This window comes from Psychromonas sp. SR45-3, from assembly GCF_014163575.1.
Taxonomy (GTDB): Bacteria; Pseudomonadota; Gammaproteobacteria; order Enterobacterales; family Psychromonadaceae; genus Psychromonas; species Psychromonas arctica.
The window spans coordinates 20,407-37,701 of sequence record NZ_JACJDP010000009.1 but is presented as its reverse complement, the minus strand read 5'-3'; the positions used below and the strand labels follow the sequence as shown (position 1 = coordinate 37,701).

The following is a 17,295-nucleotide window of genomic DNA, read 5'->3' as shown; positions in this document are numbered from 1 at the left end:
ACTTCCTGTAAAAATAGCGATACGACCAATGAGAGTTAACCGTAAACAATGCATCATTAGTTTGTACTTGCCACATCAACAGCGTTAAATTTCATCTCACACTTTAAACCAGCGGGGATTTTAAAATCGGGATTGGGTAATTCTAACCGAACCCCAAAAGTACGACTTGCAGCATCACCCATTCGATCTACGGCGACAACCTGTGCTTGTTTTGGATCATCTGAATATAATTCTGGATAAACTAAACCGACCATACCAATCTCTATTTTTCCAAATAATTCCATAGGTACAATGGCTTCAATCAGTAACGGGTCAAACTGTGCAATACGAACAATAGGGAGATCTTCCACATATTCACCTTCTGCCTTGAACTTCTGAATCACAAAACCATCAAATGGCGCGCGAATAGTTTTTTGTTTTACTTGTTCCTTGGCCCGTTGCAATTCAAGTTTTCGAACTTTTTTCATATCTTTTGCTTGTTGCACTTCCCAATTAGATAACTCAACTTCTCGATCGGCTTCATCTTTAATTTTGTAGGACACAACGTTACGTTCATACAGTTTGCCAATACGAGCTTGATATTTTTCATCAAAGGCCAGGTTTACTTTGCTTAAGTTAATTTCTGAGTCTATATCTGCACGGACTTTAGCTAAGGCTAATGAAGCTCGTTCAATGCCACTCTCCAAGGTAGCAATAACTTGCCCTTTCTTAACCCAGTCACTACGCTCAACTTTTACAGTATCAAGCACACCAGAAACAGCGCTACTCACATCTACAACTTTGTAAGGATTAATCACACAATCTACCGGTTGAAATTCCTCTGCAACGGCTAAATCAGCCGCGATAACAGAGGCAAAACCGATGACAACAAAGCGGACTGAAGCTAACCTCGCTGCTAAATCGGTAAGGGTATAGTTTAAATACTGATTACTTTTTAAATTCATACTGTTATCCATGTATGCGGAAATTTGTTTATATAAAACTAGTGTAGTTTAAAACACAAAAAATACTCAAAAGGTAGTAATGTTTATTTTAAGTCAGATGGGAATTACAAATATGATGGAGAGCAAATCCATAGTGTTGACTTCTTAACGAAGTACTTAGTCTTTATTCTATTGAAAATGAGCGGAGAAGAAGAGTGTAAGTATTCGAGATAGATAAGCAGCGAAGCTTTCTGGTTGATGATTAACTTTTACAATAACTTTAGCGGCTAAATAATGCTCAGTATAATTTACAAATATCAATTCAACTTGATACACGGCCTCAAGTACAGTGCGCCCCTCTTTATCTCGGGCATCAACGATTATTGCACCGCCACCAGCAGTCCCTAATTTAGCACTCGGTAATTGGAATGATGCCTGCGGAATTTCTTGTCCGGTTGTGGCATTGAAGGTAGACATAGGCTGGCTATTTAATTTAACCAGCCAATTGATCTGCTTCATTTTAAGCTGCTCAAACTTATTCTGAGGGATAATGGCTTTGATGGACACTTTATTCAGGTCAATAACATAACCTAAAATATCTCCTTTACGATAAAAACGACCTGGCATATCCAGAGCTTTGGGGATAGATATCACTCCGGCTAATTTACTCTTTACAGCTAAGCTATCAATTCCAACTTGTATATCCGATAAAGTTGCTTGTGCATGTTGAATTTCTAATTTGAGAACCTGAGTTGCCGAAGGCCCTTCCATAAATGCTTGATTTTCTCGAATTTCAAGTTCCGCTATTTGTGCTTTAATTAATTGTTTTTTAGTTACTAATTCTGGGTTTTCAAGCTCAAATAAAATATCTCCGACCTTCACTTGCTCATTATTATTTTTCAATACTGCTTTCATAAAACCGTCACTTTTCACTCGTATTGAAGCGGCTTCTGGTAAGGTTGCAATCCCTTCAATATGTGAGCTCCAATGTAAAGGATAAAAAAACAACAACGAAAACAATAAAATGATCGGTAAAGTCGTTAAGGTTAATCGCTTAAATCGACCGTGCTCTTTGGCTAACATAAATAAGGTTTTAAGCGCGGAAAAAGTGGGTAATAAAAGTTGCTGCAACAAGTACCATAAAGCTAATATAACACCAATAATAAAATAATGACTGGCCACAAAAAAAGCGATACTAAAGCTTATGATCAGTTTATAAATACCAGCAGCAATCCCATAAAAAAGAAACCATGAGCGTTCTCCATCAGCAGTTATTGGGGAAGAGTTGGGTAAAGTATGACGATCCAATCCTAATAGAAACCGCTGACACAGATAAGCAAGATATTTACTTGAGCGACTAGCAAGATTGGGAATCTCAATAGCATCAGAAAACACATAATAACCATCAAAACGCAGTAAAGGATTACCGTTAACAAACAGTGTAGAAAGCCCGGCAACAACGGCAATATTAAAGGCAATATCACGCGCAATACCATCATCCATCACAGACCAGCAAAGAATACTCAAAGCGGCCAGTAATAACTCAATAAAAATACCCGCCGCAGCGACCATCATACGTTGATTTTTATCGCTGAATTGATGGCTGGTTGATGCATCGACATAGGGAACGGGCATAAATACAATAAACAATACCCCCATATCATGGACTTCGCCCCCCCAATATTTAGTTGAAATTGCGTGCCCTAGCTCATGAAAAAATTTAACCAATGGGTATAACAGCCAGATGAGAACTAGATTTTGAGGCCCCATAAAGCGTACCGAAAAATGCTCAGCCAATGCTTGCCAATGACCTACAGCAACACTGCTACCCAACATAATTAAGCATGCGCTTAATATCAATACCCAGCGATTAAATACACCTGCAAATAAAGGCGTTATCTTCTCAAGCCAAAGGTCAGGATCCCACAACGATAACTTAAATGATAAAGGGCGCGACCAAATACGCATTTTTTGTTGCCGTTGATGTTGACTATAACGTTGATAAAGATCCTCTACAGAAACAGGAATGTCACCTTGCAGTAAACCTTTTAGCTGAAGCGTAGCAATGACGTTAATAATATCGATGTGTTCAAGCGCCTGCTCCCCCTCGAGGTCAAGACAATGTTGATAGGCTTGTTCAATACTATGTGAGCCGTCAAGGCATTGAATAAACTGAAACACCAATTCAGTACAACGAAAATGCGAACTCGACAGCGTATCTGCAACAATATGCCATATTCGTTGACGATACACATGTTGGTAAAAAGTCACATGCGACCGAAGTTTAGGTTTAAGCTGGGCAATTGAATCCCATGTCTGTTGGTCAACTATCATGGTTTAAGGCGTCCATGACCAAAACCACAAACGTAACCAGTCAGTTAAACGGTGCAGTCCTATCCAAGCTAGACTTTTTTGACCCACTTCTATTTTTCCTAACCCAGCCATGCCAGGACGTAATAATATGCCGTTAGGTAAATGCAAAGAGGAAAGGCTGGCTTCGGTTCGATACCAAGTGTAATCCCCTTCTTGCTCGTAGACGATAGCCACTTGCTCGATAGTTAACGGTATCGAATGATTAGGGTAAGCAGTTAACATCAATGAACCTTTTTGCCCTGTTTGCAAGTATGCGATATCACGTTCATGAATTTTTAATACTACACGGTAATCATCTAGTGGGGCGACCTCAAAAAGTACCTGCCCTTGTTCAACGGGCGCACCTAATGAACGAGATAAATCCCCCTCAATAATAATGCCAGATAATGGAGAAAGTAACTTGGCGCGCTGTAGACGACTATCAGCCTGAGCAATATGAATGTCTGCTTGGGCGATTTGGGCTTTAATGATGCGTGATTTAGCATGGCTTAATGTCGCAAGTTCCTGTCGATATTGCTTTTTATATTCTTCTTTTTTACTCAACCAACCGCGCTTTTCTAACTGTAAAGGACGATCGTCCAGTTGAGCCAATAGCGTCCCCTTTTGTACTTGTTCTCCTGCACGCGAAAAAGCGCTGTCGATATACCCGTCAAATGGGGCAACCACCGCTCGCTGTATACGCCCCTCAAGCGTTGCCTCGGAACTAACTCTGAAATCCTTATCAACAACAAAGGTCATCAACAATAACAAAATCACACCAACCGATAAGGGTAATTTACCAAACCTACCTTGATTCATTCGCGTTAAGTAAGCACGGGAGCGCCCCATTATGTGCTCAGGAATACTTTGACTACCGCGCTGATGTAACCCTACTAAGGGCCCTAACAAGCGAGTTAACAGAGTAAGCTCAGTTAAATATTTAGAAGCCATAAGCTCGGTATTAGTATTATCATCTATTGCATGTTGATCAAGCGGTTCTATGTTGGATAGCTTTTGGGTAGGCAGTTTTTTGGTAGAAACGGCTTTGGCAGTTAGTTCGTTAGTAGAAACCGATAACGTTGGGTCTTCTTGAGCTTGTGATTGAAATTCACATAATAATATCGCAATCGTTTGTTCATTATTTTTAAGCGGTATAGATATTAAGGCGTTATTCTCATGCTGTAAGAGTAATCGCTGATGTTCTGGATAATCAATAAGATCTTCAACCTCAGCACTTAGAAAATATCGCCCTTCAGCGCTATCTTTCATTTCCATCATCGCCTGTTGTAAACCAACAACTAGGTTACTACGCTGATCAAAATGAGCACTGTGCGATAACGCTTTTACTTCAACTTCATTGCCATTAACAATACCCAATGAAACTCGATCAAATAGCCAACAACGTGAAACTTCATTGACTAATGTCATGTTAGCTTGTTGCGTTTCAGAGCAAGACAAAATAGCCTGAATAATCGCTAAATAATTTAAAGGGGTTTGCTTAGTCTGGTCTTGATTACTTTTCTCTGGCTTTTCTTTTAATGCATCCTGTGATGGTCTGACTGTATCGCCTGTTTTTTTAATATTGTTTAATAATAATTGTAACCAACTTTGCCCCCATTTCAGCATCTGTAACAACACCGCTTGTTGAGTGATTTTAGCTTCGACCTCAAGGATCACTGCACCAGATGAATCAGCACAAAAGGACAGCGGATAAGCGATGATCAGTGTGTCATTAGATTTTTTAGAAGTGTTGTTATCAGCAGGCAACTGTTTACCCATGGTCACCACTGGCGATAATTGTACTTTCAATAAAGGTAAACTCTGCAATAACCTATCGCAATCAATCGATGAGTTCGGCCAGTACGCTATCGGTTTAGCATCACTACCTTCATGCAAATGCTTAACAACTATCGATGCCTGAACATTTGGAATCATCAAACACAGTTGTTCAAGCCAATTTTGAACTATCACTTATATCAACTTCCTGTAGATAAATTTATGTTCGCAGTGACGAACTAAAGTGCATAGCCATTTGACTGGCCTCGAAAGAGTGAGCAAAAAATATTCAGAATAAAATATCAATACAGAACAATCGTTAAATAAAAGGTTTAATATTTAGAAAATAGGTAAATGTCTATACCGAAACACCGCATTTAATACTCAAATAGGGTTAATAAAAGAGAGTATATACCCGTTATCATTCAAGGTGTAAAAATCTAAGCATTTATACAATAAGCGATATCAGCATAGACCATTGAAAAGCGATTGCATCATGGGTGAAGAAAATATAGTGCTAGATAGTATCTACTTTCAAATAGTTAACAATTCGAAAGTAGTATTAATAAATGTCTAATATCACTTTTACAGTAACATCAATAAAAATGTATTGTGATTAAAGGCCATAATCACGCTCTACTTTTGAAATACGTACTTTAAAACTATCGTACCAAGATTTACGCCCTGATTTTTGGGCTTGTAGATGCTCGCTGTTAACTTTCCATTTTTTAATTGCCTCTAAATCCCTCCAGTAAGAGACGGTAATTCCTACCTCTTCTCTTGCTGATTCAATTCCTAAAAAGCCAGGTTGCTGCTGAGCAAGTTCAACCATCCTATCAGCCATCTCTACATAACCGTCCTCTTTTTCAGTCCGAATAGAAGTAAAAATTACTGCGTAATAAGGCGGGGTAGGTGTATTCGCGATTGCTGACATAATGGCTCCAGAGAATTAAATGTACGCATTAAAAACATACAATAAGAGTGGAAAAATAAATATTTTGTTATCTTATATCTCCTTGGGTAGTGACATAATGACTAATCAAGACACGCTTTTATTCGTTTTACGATCAATACTGCCTAAGTCTTTATCTGGGGGGATAACATCTCTGACCAACTGCTTTAATTCGGTTATTTCGGGGAAGCCACCTTCTCCGGATAATAATGACACCTCATCTAACTCGTTTGTCAAAAGTGCTTAGTAACCTTGGGTCATCCACGATGGCTCGCATTAACCAGCGACATTTTTTACAGTATTTAACTTCTATTTTGTGCATGGGTGTAACGCTCCAAAGAAAGATTCAATCATTGAAAATAAATAATACTTCAACATCAAGTTTATTGCTTGAATTTAAGGAATAAGTCACCAATATTATCGTTCAGTCAGCGGATTAAACCTTGAAATACCTACTTTCTTTGTCTCATTTACTCACTGAAATAGAGCGTCGGAATAATGCCAAACTAGCAGATAAGAAAATCGCCCCAAGGCCAATAATAATCAGTAGCTCAGACCAAATAATATTCAACCCTGCTCCTCGAAAAGCGACCGCTTGAAAGAAAGCCATATAATGACGAGAAGGAAAAAACCAAGTTAAAGGTTGTATGATCATCGGTTGGCTTTCAATCGGAGTCAATCCCCCCGAAAGCATCATAATAGGCATGATCACCATCATCAGTAATAATGCAAACTGCGCCATTGTTCGTGCAATCGTCCCCAAAAAAATGCCAATAGCAGCGGAAGCAAATAGGTAGATCCCCGTTCCGCCAAGCAATAACCATCGTGAGCCTGCAACCGGTACATCGAGTAGACCTTCGACAACAAACAACATCGATAACATGAACGCGACAAGTATAATTAACCCATTGGCCCAGACTTTGGCAATCGCAATTTGAAATGAAGTTAACGGCATAACCAAGAGATGTTCGATAGTCCCATGTTCACGTTCACGCAATAAAGCCGCCCCAGTCAATATAATGGTCAGCAAGGTTATCTGATTAAGTAACGCATTAATCGCACCAAACCACATCCCCGTACCATTTGGATTAAAAGCACGTCGCTGAACCAGTGTCACAGGGTAAGTAGTGACCTTATCGGAACGATTTATAAAAGTATTTACCTCGCTAGTCACGATACTCTGAATATAGCTATTACCAAGACTTGCCTGCGAAACAGCAGTGGCATCAATATCTATTTGCACACTGGGTTGATTGCCTTCTCGCACCTGTTTTTCAAAATTAGGTGGGATACTCACCACAAACATAAAGCGGTCGTGATCCATGGATTGATCAACTTGATCTGGGCTAATTAACACGGGTACTTTAAAATAAGGAGGATAAAGTGCACTGGCAATACTGCGAGAGAGTTCAGAGTGATCTTCATCAACAATCGCAACCGATGCATTATTTACCGACTCACTCATTGCAGTAGCCTGCGAATAGATGTCTAACGTAAATGCAAATACGATAAATCCAACCACAAAAACATCAGCAAAAACACTACGCAGCTCTTTAACTCCAAGCCAGAAGATATTAATCCAAACTTTGAACATTTAGGTCTCCTGTTTTTTCAAAATAGCAGCTGCAATTAGTAAAAATATCGGTCCGAAAAGGGTCAATATAAGCAAGTCGCTTATTAGGTCAGAGAAGCCTAACCCTTTGGTGAAGGCAGCGACGCTCAAATGCATATAATAGGTTGCAGGCCAAATAGAGCCAATGAAATTACCAGCCCCTTCTAAGGTGGAGGTCGGTTGAATCATTCCCGAAAACTGAATCGTCGGCATCAATGACAAAATAGAGGTCGCAAATATGGCGGCAACTTGAGATTTAGTCAAAGAAGAAATGAGCAACCCAAAACTGGTCGAAGCGCAAACATACAAAAAAGCACCTAACGTTAATCCCAATAAACTTCCTTTTAAAGGGACCTGTAACAGAAAGACAACTAGCAGCGTCAAAACCACAAAATTAACCATTCCTATCGCAATATAAGGAAGTTGCTTACCAATCAAATATTCAAACCGATTGGTTGGAGTAACATAAAAGTTGGTAATTGTTCCAATCTCTTTTTCTCGCGAAATGCTAACGGCCATCAAGATCGCCGGGAATAAAAGTAATAACAGAGCAGGTGTTTTAGGGCCAATTGAATAGATAGTTTCAAAGGACGGGTTATAACGATAACGAGATTCGATTAAAACATGTGAAGCAGCACTCGCGTCAATACCTGCGTTGGTTGCCAGTGTTGTAAGATAATGAAGATGGCTGCCAGCCACATAACCGGCGATAGTACTTGCACGGGTGGTATTCGCACCGTCTATCCATGTGGATATGGTTGTGTTTTCACCCTTTTTAAGACTACGTCCAAAGTTCGGAGGTATTTCAATAGCAAGAGTAATATCATTAGACTTTAAGCGCTGTTCAAGTTGGTCTTTGCTGTATAAGACTGGTTGCTCGAGAAAATATCGTGAGCCTTCAAAATTACTTAAATATTGTCGACTTTCAGGTGAATGATCCAAGTCTAATGCCGCATAACGTAAATCTTCAACATCGAGAGAAACACCATAAGCAATAACGACCAGTAAAATCGCACTCCCAAAAAAGGCAAAGGCTAAACGCACTGAGTCTCGCATCACTTCCATTGTTTCAAGATAACTGTAAGCCAAAAGGCGTTTAAGGCTAAACTGAGGAGTAGCAGACAAGCCCTTTTTTGATTTTGTATTAGATGTTGTATTTGATGCAATACTGACTAAGTGAGAAGGCACTTTCGTTGTGTTAGAATTTTTATCGGCTGTTTCAGCAATACCTTCCTCAATATAACTAATAAAAGCAGCTTCTAGAGAAGCCACCCCCTTCGCTTCAATTAAATGTTGTGGAGTGTCACAAACAAGCACTTGGCCTGCATTCATTAATGAAATTCGATCACAACGTAATGCTTCATTCATAAAATGTGTTGAAATAAAAATAGTAACTTTATCGTGGCGGGATAATTCAACTAATAGTTGCCAAAAACTATCCCTTGCAACGGGATCCACACCCGAGGTTGGTTCATCGAGGATCAGCATTTCAGGCTCATGAATAACCGCGACCGCAAGGGAAAGACGTTGACGCATACCAAGTGGGAGCGATGAAGCAAGGGAGTTCATTTGCTTACGTAAATCAAAACGATCCACCAAGGTAGTAATACGCTCAATAGTTTTTTCAGGACTGAGATGAAATAGGCGAGCATGTAATGTTAAATTTTGCTCAACGGTTAACTCGCCGTAAAGTGAAAAGGCTTGTGACATAAAACCTACACGATGCCTGATCGCTAAGTCATTCGCATCGACTCGTTTACCAAACAAGAAAGCTTCTCCCTCTGAAACGGGCAACAAGCCAGTTAACATTTTCATGGTGGTCGTTTTTCCACACCCATTCGATCCAAGAAAACCAAAAATCTCGCCAACCTGAATTTCAAAACTAACATTATTAACGGCAACAAAATCACCAAAACGTCGTGTTAATCCCTGCGCTTTAATGGCTGCAACGCCTTGTGCGTTGTCTAAAGGAGGGATCACCAGTTTGCTCGCTTTACCACGTTTTTCTTTAGGTAACAAACAAACAAATGCAGCCTCGATATCTTTTGTGCCTGTTTTAGCTTTTAGTGCCAGTGGAGTACCCGTATCAAGAATTTTTCCATCATCCATGGCGACTAACCAATCAAAACCTTCCGCTTCATCCATATAGGCAGTGGAAACAAGTACACTCATAGTGGGACGTTCTCTACGAATATCTGTAATTAACTGCCAAAACTGGCGTCGAGAAAGTGGATCAACCCCCGTGGTTGGTTCGTCTAATATCAATAAATCAGGATCGTGGATAAGTGCACAACAAAGCCCTAATTTTTGTTTCATCCCGCCTGAGAGTTTACCCGCAGGTCGAGATAGGAAAGCACCAAGCCCCGTTGCTTTAGTGAGCCTGTCGATACGCGTTTTGCGTTCAATACTGCCTTGCCCAAAAAGCTTACCAAAAAAATCAAGATTCTCCTCAACACTCAGCTCAGCATAAAGATTTTTTCCAAGCCCCTGTGGCATATAAGCAATGCGCGGGCCGACATTGTTTCGATGTTGCACAGAGGACATATCGCCACCAAGTACTTCGAGGTGACCTAACTGCAACTTACGAGCGCCTGAAATCAACCCCATCAAGGTAGACTTACCTACACCATCGGGCCCAAGTAACCCAACCATTAAGCCCGCAGGTACATCTAGTGTGAGATCATTAACAGCAGATCTATTTTTATAGCAATGTGTTATCCCCTTAAGACAAATAACGGGATGATTTTGCGCAACCATAATGACTCCACCAATTTATAACTAATTGACATTTATTTTTGTGGCCAATCAACATTTACTGTAGTTGTCAAATCAACATTTGGGGGTAATTTCTGAAGAAACTCAGGCCATATTGATGGCACTTCGCCGGGTAATGTAGTCAATCGAATATAAGCAACGCCACGAATACCCGTTTTCACCCGTTCAATGTAATTTAAGACCAATTGTTCAGGGACCCGTACTTTGACACGAAACATTAGCTTTTCTCGTTCACTTTGTGTTTCAACCTGTTTAGGGGTAAATTGCGCCTCCGGTGAAACAAAACTCACAGTTGCTGGAATAGCAACATCAAGCACATCTAACTTAATTCTAGCTTCGGCACCAATGGCAATACGATGGGCTTGCGCGGTGGGCAAAAAAACCTCCATATAAACATCAGCAAGATTGATCAGCGTCAGCACTTTGCCTCCACTGCCTAACACTTCGCCGGGTTCTGAAAGACGATATAACACTCGACCAATCGTTGGTGAAATCAGTGTTGCATCATCAAGTTGGGTTTGAATTTCAGTGACATTTGCATTGGTAGCATCGACATTACGTTGTCGTGAAATAAGCATCGCTTGAGCGGCATCTAGATTTGCTTTAGCCACCGACACATTACTGACCCTAAGGTCATAATTTTCTTTGCTGGTATGACCTTTATCAATCAACGCTTTAACACGAGCAAGCTCTTGTTTTGCAAGAAGCTGTTGAGCTTTGTTCATTGAGATCGATGCTTGCGCGGAAGCAACAAGGCTTTTAGCACTCGCAACATCGGCTTCTGCACGAAGTTTCTGAGCATATAATTGAGCAGTATCAATCTGAGCCAGCGTTTGTTCTGCTTGAACAAGATCCCCTTCTTTGACCAGCACCGTTTTAACACGCCCTGCAATTTTAGTGGATATATCAACCTGAACGGCTTCAATTCGTCCATTACCCACCGCAAAATCAGAGGCTAATTGTGGCGTTTGAAATGATTGCCACAACCACCAGCCTGATATAACGATCACTACTAATACAGAGCCACTTATTACTTGTTTCACACTTTTATTCATGTGCTATAACCCCGCTATGTTTTTGTTCTTCATTGTCTCTGAATTGTAGCCTTCTCATCGCTAAATAAAAACCAATACGCTCACAAATAAAAATATAAATTTCATTTTAATTTTATGTGTTTACAAGCATTAATTGAAGAGGATAATAGGAAATTAACAGCCCTAAATAAATATACAAAATAAGAAAAAAAGAGCCAAAAAATTGAGCACCGAGTACTTATTGACTATTTTAAATCTCGATCTATTAATACGCTTTTATTGATAACGGACATAACAAAATGATTGATAAAATTTGAATAATTAGTCATGGCCTCAAGTGCAGAGCAATAGCAAAATAATAGCGAAGTAATATTCAGATACTGCTAGATTGTTTATCTGAATGGGTAGGTAATAAAAACGCAGCGTCTATCGAAAAATCAACCATAAACAAAAAATATTATCGGTTAAACTTACTATGGCAATCTCGTCTAAACGAGCTTGTACTTATTTGAACTAATAATTGCTATTAACAGCAGTATAAGTTGTCGCTTTTAATAAGTCAGTGTCCAATATTAATTTATGAAGTACAGTTGGTTTTCCTGTTTTCAGAGAGGATCTCATTCTATCTCTGGCTTGGTTCGTATCGACAGGCCAATAATGATCATTTTCATACACCTCTAAGCTCGGCCATTGCGCATAGGCGATAAATTTTCCGTTCTCTGAATGATGTAACCTTGAGCCAAGACTACCAAAGTGCTGATAAATCAATTCCGTTGTTTCAGTCCATGCCGCTTTAAATTGATCTTCCATACCATCAATAACATCAAACTCTAGAATCACTGCTAACATCGAACTTCCTTTTAATACTTACTATCTCGGAGTCATTAAAAGACTTAACTTAATTGTAACTACTCAGCACTCATTAAAACTGAGTGCTTTTTACCAAAATAAAAACGTAAATGCTCAGGGCTAAGCTATTTATGCTTAGTTCAAGGCGAAAAAGCGCAGTTTAGTGGTTTAAATGAGCATTTTTCAACGAAGAAATAGGCTTAAATAGCGACGGCCTGAGTAGTTACACTTAATTAACCTCAGTTATGGGTAAGCAAAGCGATACAACACCGCTATTTCCGCGGATTTTTTCGTTAAATTATCTTTCAATAACCAGTTATCGCTTCAATAATTCGCTTTGAGCTACGCAAAACTAACGGCGCTGTATAGTCAAAGAATATAATTTTATGATTTTAAATATAATTCTGCTTTCATTAACCAGAATTGAGGTTAGTTAAAAGAGGGTTTATCCACGCACTATTCAAAAAATTAAATAAATCAGTTAGAAAAAGTGATTCCTTTGTTGTAGGTCTAAATAAGTCCATGCAATAAAACGGCTTATTTTATGCCCCTGAGACATCTCAATCACTTTCACTTGTTGAGGATTATGCTTTTCCAGTGCTTTTTTCAAAGGGTTCACATTTTCACTTTTAGAAAGTAAACAAGTGAACCAACCAACTTGCTCTTTGATCTGCGCACTTTCAATGATCATCTGTTTCACAAAAGCAATTTCACCACCAGCACAACTTAACTCATGCGCTTGCCCAGAAAAATTTAAGTCAGCATCACTGTTAATTGTTTTATTCGCGTTAGACAGTGCATGCTTACCAAGATTTTTTTGTTTTAATAAGCTACCTGCAGCTGCTGCCTGCATTGAGGCATGAAAAGGAGGGTTACACATAGAAAAAGCAAATTTATCCGACTTCTTCACCACACCTAATAAAATCTGTTGTGCGTTTTTTTGTTCACGAATGGTGATTTTTTTACTGATATTTTTGTTTGCATTGACTAACAAGGTCGCCGTTTTCACGGCCAACTTATCAATATCAACGCCGACAAAAGACCAATCGTAACTACGACTGCCTAGAATAGGATAAATACAGTTTGCACCACAGCCTATGTCTAATCCTTTAATATGAGAACCAGTAGGAATGCCTCCTACAAGGTCTTCACTTAATAAATCAGCAATGTAATGTACATAATCAACTCGCCCAGGAATAGGCGGACATAAATAACCTGGGGGTATTTGCCAAAAATTAATTTGATAAAAATGCGTTAATAATGCTTTATTCAACAATAAGACAGATTGTGCATCACTAAAGTTGATACTTAAGTCGCCTTTAGGGTTTTGTATTAAACAAGCTGCGAGTTCAGGGCATGACTTAACCAAAGCCGTAAAATCATATCGACCTATATGCTTATTACGAGGATGCAACGCCCCTTTACTGATTTTATTCTTTTTCACTTTTATCCTATTTCATTGCTATCATTTTTATTACGGAGCCTGTATCAAATTAAAAGTCAGTGCCATGCTCAACTAGCTCTCCGTGGATATCTAACACTTTTCTTTGATATTCAAATTTAACCATTTGATAATCAAAATGAGGGGCAAACCAAGCGATAAACGTACGATCTTTCTTTCGGGTTTGTTGTACTCGATATACTTCCATTTCCCCGAACTTAGTTTTAATCACTTCCGTCCCTTTTAGCTGGAAGAAATAATGGGCAATATCGTCAGATGTTTGCATATAAAACTCGAAATCCGTTTGTCCTTTTTTTAACCCTTCCCCAATTTGTAAGGTCACGGTATTAAAGTCAACAATGGGTCCTTCTTGGTTTGAGTATTCAGCGCTTTCCCCATTATTTACAACTTCTGAATGATGGCCTGTTGGGTCAAATTTAGCGGTCATTTCGACCGTACTAAAGCCAACACTTTCTCTAACAAATGAACGACTTAAAAATAGTTTTTTTGTGTCGTCCCAAACAATGTCTGATTGTTGGCTACCACCAAATGAAAAATATAAAAAAGAAAAATCAGCAACTGAATTAACCGCAACATTTTTTCCTTTCCAACGGTACTCTTGAGTCATGTCACCAATCGATATACTTTTATAATAAACATCATAAACATAACGGTGGTTACTATTAGCGGCTGCTGAATCAGTTCCACTGTTTATTTCAACATCAATAGATGTATCAGTAGCGGCGCTTACTTGTTGTGCAGACACCTCATTTGCTGTCGCAAAAATAGACTGAGTTAGTAAAAATAAACTGGATAAAACAATTTTAAGTTGAATATTAGTCAATAGAATTGACTCCTTTAATAGTATTTATAATGGCAAATAAACCATTGGCTCGAGATGGACTCAAATGATTTAACAACCCTAATTGAGCAAACAGATCCTGATAATCAATATCCTCTATTTGCGGTTTGGTTTTCCCTTGAAAAATTAACCAAATAATTTTCATTAACCCTTTGACCACGCGAGTGTCACTGTCCATTTTGAAATCATAAACGCCATTTTCTTCGATGATCACTAACCACGCTAAACTCTCACAACCTTTTACTTGATGTTGTTCTAATTTTAGCTGTTCAGGAAAAGCATCTAATTTTTTACCTAATTGAATAATAAGCCGATATTGTGCATCCCAACTTTTATTATGAGAAAATGCTTCCTGTAACTGCTCGACATTAGTTATTGGTGTTAATTGTTGCACTTTAGTTCCCTACTTTTGCTTTCATATAGTCGGAGAACAAGACTAATGCCCCGCTACTGCCTGTTAATTCTGCACTTTTATTATTGTCTTTCCCAACCCATGTGGTGACCACTTCATCTTTATCAAACCCAACAAACCAGCTATCGTTAAGATTATTAGTGGTTCCCGTTTTACCAGCAAAGTCTTGCCTGGGATTGCGCCAACGTAAACTGCGAGCGGTCCCCTCAGTAGTCACTTTATGTAACGCATTAGATAATTGTGACACCGATTGTGATGAAAATATTTGCTGCGCATGTTGACTACGTTGATAAACTACCTCACCTTGACTCGATACGATAGAACGAATCATTGTTAACGGCTTATACACTCCTTTCATGCTAATCGGTTGATACATCTGCGCGACTTGAAAAGGAGATAATGACACACTGCCTAACACTAAAGATGGATAAGCAGGTATTTTTTCATTAACCCCCATTTTATGCAAACTATCAATAACATTGCCTAAGCCTACTTGCATGCCTAGGTTTACGGTCGGAACATTCAATGAGTGCACTAGCGCATACTCAACGGTCACTTCTCCACGGAATTTTCTATCGTAATTTTTAGGGCGCCAGCGTTGGCCGGTGCTATTTTTGAGGATAATCGCCTTGTCATTTAATGTATCAGTTAATGCATAACCTTGATCTAGTGCCGTTAAATAAACTGCTGGTTTAACCAAAGAACCAATTGGTCGACTTGCGTCTAATGCACGATTAAAACCACTAAACTTAACATTCTTTCCGGAAACAATCGCACGTACTTCAGCATATTCGCGGTCAGTGATAACCATCGCCCCCTGTAAGTCGTGTTGCCCCTCTTTTTGTACTTTTGGCACCCCGTTTTGTATCGCTATTTCTGCATTTTTTTGTGCTAAAGGAGAAATTGATGTAAAGATCGATAAACCACTTTTTTTACGTACACTTGCTGGCACATCACTTTGCAACTCTCGGTTTAACAAACTCACAAAAGCTGGATTTGCACGGTTATTTAACGCCTTCGCATTACTTAGATTAAGGTTTCCCTTGGCGGCTATTCGATATTGTGCGGTATTAATATAGTTATGCTCAAGCATTAAACGTAACACTAAATCTCGACGCGCCAGTGCTCGTTCAGGGTTCCTTCTTGGGTTGTAGTAGGAAGGACCTTTGATAATTGCCACCAATAATGCAATTTGCTCAACGCGTAACTCATCAACGGGACGTGCAAAATAAAAGTCGCTAGCTAGCTCGATGCCATAAATACCCGTCGCACCATTTTGCGCTAAATACACTTCATTTAAGTAAGCTTCTAATATTTTGTCTTTACTGTATTTATGATCAATTAACACCGCCATATACGCTTCTTGAAACTTACGCCATAAGCTACGCTCTTGTGATAGAAACAGGTTTTTTGCTAATTGCTGCGTTAATGTACTACCTCCTTGTACCGTTCTCCCCGCTTTAAAATTCACAATAAACGCGCGTAAGATGGCAAAAGGTGAGACACCTTGATGATGATAAAAATTACGATCTTCCATTAATAGCAATGTATTAATAAAGAGATCTGGTATTTTCTCAAAAGGTACAAAGACTCTGTCTTGAATTTGCTTGCTATTCAGCCTGTCTAATAACAAAGGATCTAAACGAAATTGTTGTAGATGGCTTTGCTGTCTGGTTTTAAGGCTACTCACTCCTTGCCAATTGAAACTCACCTCGGCTAATTGAGCAGGCTCTGATTTATCAGGAAAATCGAATGCACGACGATAAATAATGACACGCTTACCCGCCGTTGAGAACTGACCGGGGCTTTGTACGCTTTTCACTGCACGATAATTCAATAATTTGAGTTCACTGACCAAGGCGTGTTGAGTTAATGGCGATGCAACCTGTAATGTGAGAGGCCGTGCATATAATGCAGCAGGCAGAGTCCATGTAGATCCATCTAAACGACGCTCTATTTTTTTATCAAAATAGATCCCGCAAATAATAATAAAGGCAATAAAAGCAAGACTCGCTTTCCATGTAATTGACCATAACCCTCTAAAAAAACGTTGTTTAAAGGAAGGTGTCTGCGATTTACTCGTACTTTTTTTAGTATTTTTTCTTGCTGTGGGTTTACGAGTTGTTTTGGGGTTTTTAGCAGTGCTTTTTTCCCCACTTTCTTTTTTAGCGCCTTGTTTGAGTTTACCTTTTGTCGTTTCTTTCGGTTTGCTCTTAGCGCTTTCATTTTTAGGTGTTTTTGCCATAACAGATTTAGTTAACTCATTTTTTAATAAATTTTAGGTATGTATTAGCCATATTAAGCACG

General features: G+C 39.1%; 14 protein-coding genes. All 14 read right to left on the bottom strand.

Annotated elements, in window-relative coordinates:
- Positions 1-56: 56 nt before the first annotated feature.
- The 14 genes from H5084_RS07180 to mrcB all read right to left on the bottom strand — a co-directional run bounded on the left by H5084_RS07180 (position 57) and on the right by mrcB (position 17,233).
- Positions 57-944 carry an efflux RND transporter periplasmic adaptor subunit gene (locus H5084_RS07180; protein ID WP_182690048.1) on the bottom strand — a complete coding sequence of 296 codons (888 nt, stop codon included), beginning with the start codon at positions 942-944 and terminating at the stop codon, positions 57-59.
- Between the two features lie 168 nt (positions 945-1,112).
- The gene (locus H5084_RS07175) at positions 1,113-3,257 is read right to left on the bottom strand and encodes an efflux RND transporter periplasmic adaptor subunit (protein ID WP_182690047.1); all 2,145 of its coding nucleotides are present in this window, start codon (positions 3,255-3,257) and stop codon (positions 1,113-1,115) included.
- A 3-nt stretch (positions 3,258-3,260) separates the two neighbouring features.
- A complete protein-coding gene (locus tag H5084_RS19935; RefSeq protein WP_182690046.1) occupies positions 3,261-5,246 on the bottom strand; it encodes an efflux RND transporter periplasmic adaptor subunit in 1,986 nt (661 codons plus the stop codon).
- A gap of 421 nt (positions 5,247-5,667) precedes the next feature.
- Positions 5,668-5,985, bottom strand: coding sequence for an antibiotic biosynthesis monooxygenase (locus H5084_RS07165; RefSeq protein ID WP_182690045.1), 318 nt, complete (start codon positions 5,983-5,985; stop codon positions 5,668-5,670).
- Positions 5,986-6,090: 105 nt separating this feature from the next.
- Positions 6,091-6,240: a hypothetical protein gene (locus H5084_RS19705; RefSeq protein WP_259396697.1), complete on the bottom strand. Its 150-nt coding sequence runs from the start codon at positions 6,238-6,240 to the stop codon at positions 6,091-6,093.
- Positions 6,221-6,280, bottom strand: a complete 60-nt coding sequence (locus tag H5084_RS19930; RefSeq protein WP_310735741.1) for a hypothetical protein — start codon at positions 6,278-6,280, stop codon at positions 6,221-6,223. The genes H5084_RS19705 and H5084_RS19930 overlap by 20 nt, the downstream gene beginning before the upstream one ends.
- 189 nt (positions 6,281-6,469) lie before the next feature.
- Positions 6,470-7,597, bottom strand: a complete 1,128-nt coding sequence (locus tag H5084_RS07155) for an ABC transporter permease (protein ID WP_182690044.1) — start codon at positions 7,595-7,597, stop codon at positions 6,470-6,472.
- On the bottom strand, positions 7,598-10,372 hold the full coding sequence (gene rbbA, locus H5084_RS07150; protein ID WP_182690043.1) for a ribosome-associated ATPase/putative transporter RbbA: 2,775 nt from the start codon (positions 10,370-10,372) through the stop codon (positions 7,598-7,600).
- Between the two features lie 32 nt (positions 10,373-10,404).
- Positions 10,405-11,445, bottom strand: a complete 1,041-nt coding sequence (locus H5084_RS07145; protein WP_182690042.1) for an HlyD family secretion protein — start codon at positions 11,443-11,445, stop codon at positions 10,405-10,407.
- Positions 11,446-11,937: 492 nt separating this feature from the next.
- Positions 11,938-12,273, bottom strand: coding sequence for an antibiotic biosynthesis monooxygenase (locus H5084_RS07140; RefSeq protein WP_182690041.1), 336 nt, complete (start codon positions 12,271-12,273; stop codon positions 11,938-11,940).
- 481 nt (positions 12,274-12,754) lie between these two features.
- Positions 12,755-13,717 (bottom strand): 23S rRNA (adenine(1618)-N(6))-methyltransferase RlmF, encoded by a 963-nt coding sequence (gene rlmF / locus H5084_RS07135; RefSeq protein ID WP_182690040.1) that lies wholly within the window; start codon positions 13,715-13,717, stop codon positions 12,755-12,757.
- Between the two features lie 49 nt (positions 13,718-13,766).
- A complete protein-coding gene (locus H5084_RS07130; RefSeq protein ID WP_182690039.1) occupies positions 13,767-14,558 on the bottom strand; it encodes a DUF3108 domain-containing protein in 792 nt (263 codons plus the stop codon).
- Complete coding sequence (locus H5084_RS07125; RefSeq protein ID WP_182690038.1) at positions 14,551-14,970, bottom strand: SufE family protein; 420 nt, start codon at positions 14,968-14,970, stop codon at positions 14,551-14,553. Before H5084_RS07125 ends, H5084_RS07130 begins: the two co-directional genes overlap by 8 nt.
- Position 14,971: 1 nt before the next feature.
- Positions 14,972-17,233 (bottom strand): penicillin-binding protein 1B, encoded by a 2,262-nt coding sequence (gene mrcB, locus H5084_RS07120; RefSeq protein WP_182690037.1) that lies wholly within the window; start codon positions 17,231-17,233, stop codon positions 14,972-14,974.
- Positions 17,234-17,295: the final 62 nt, after the last annotated feature.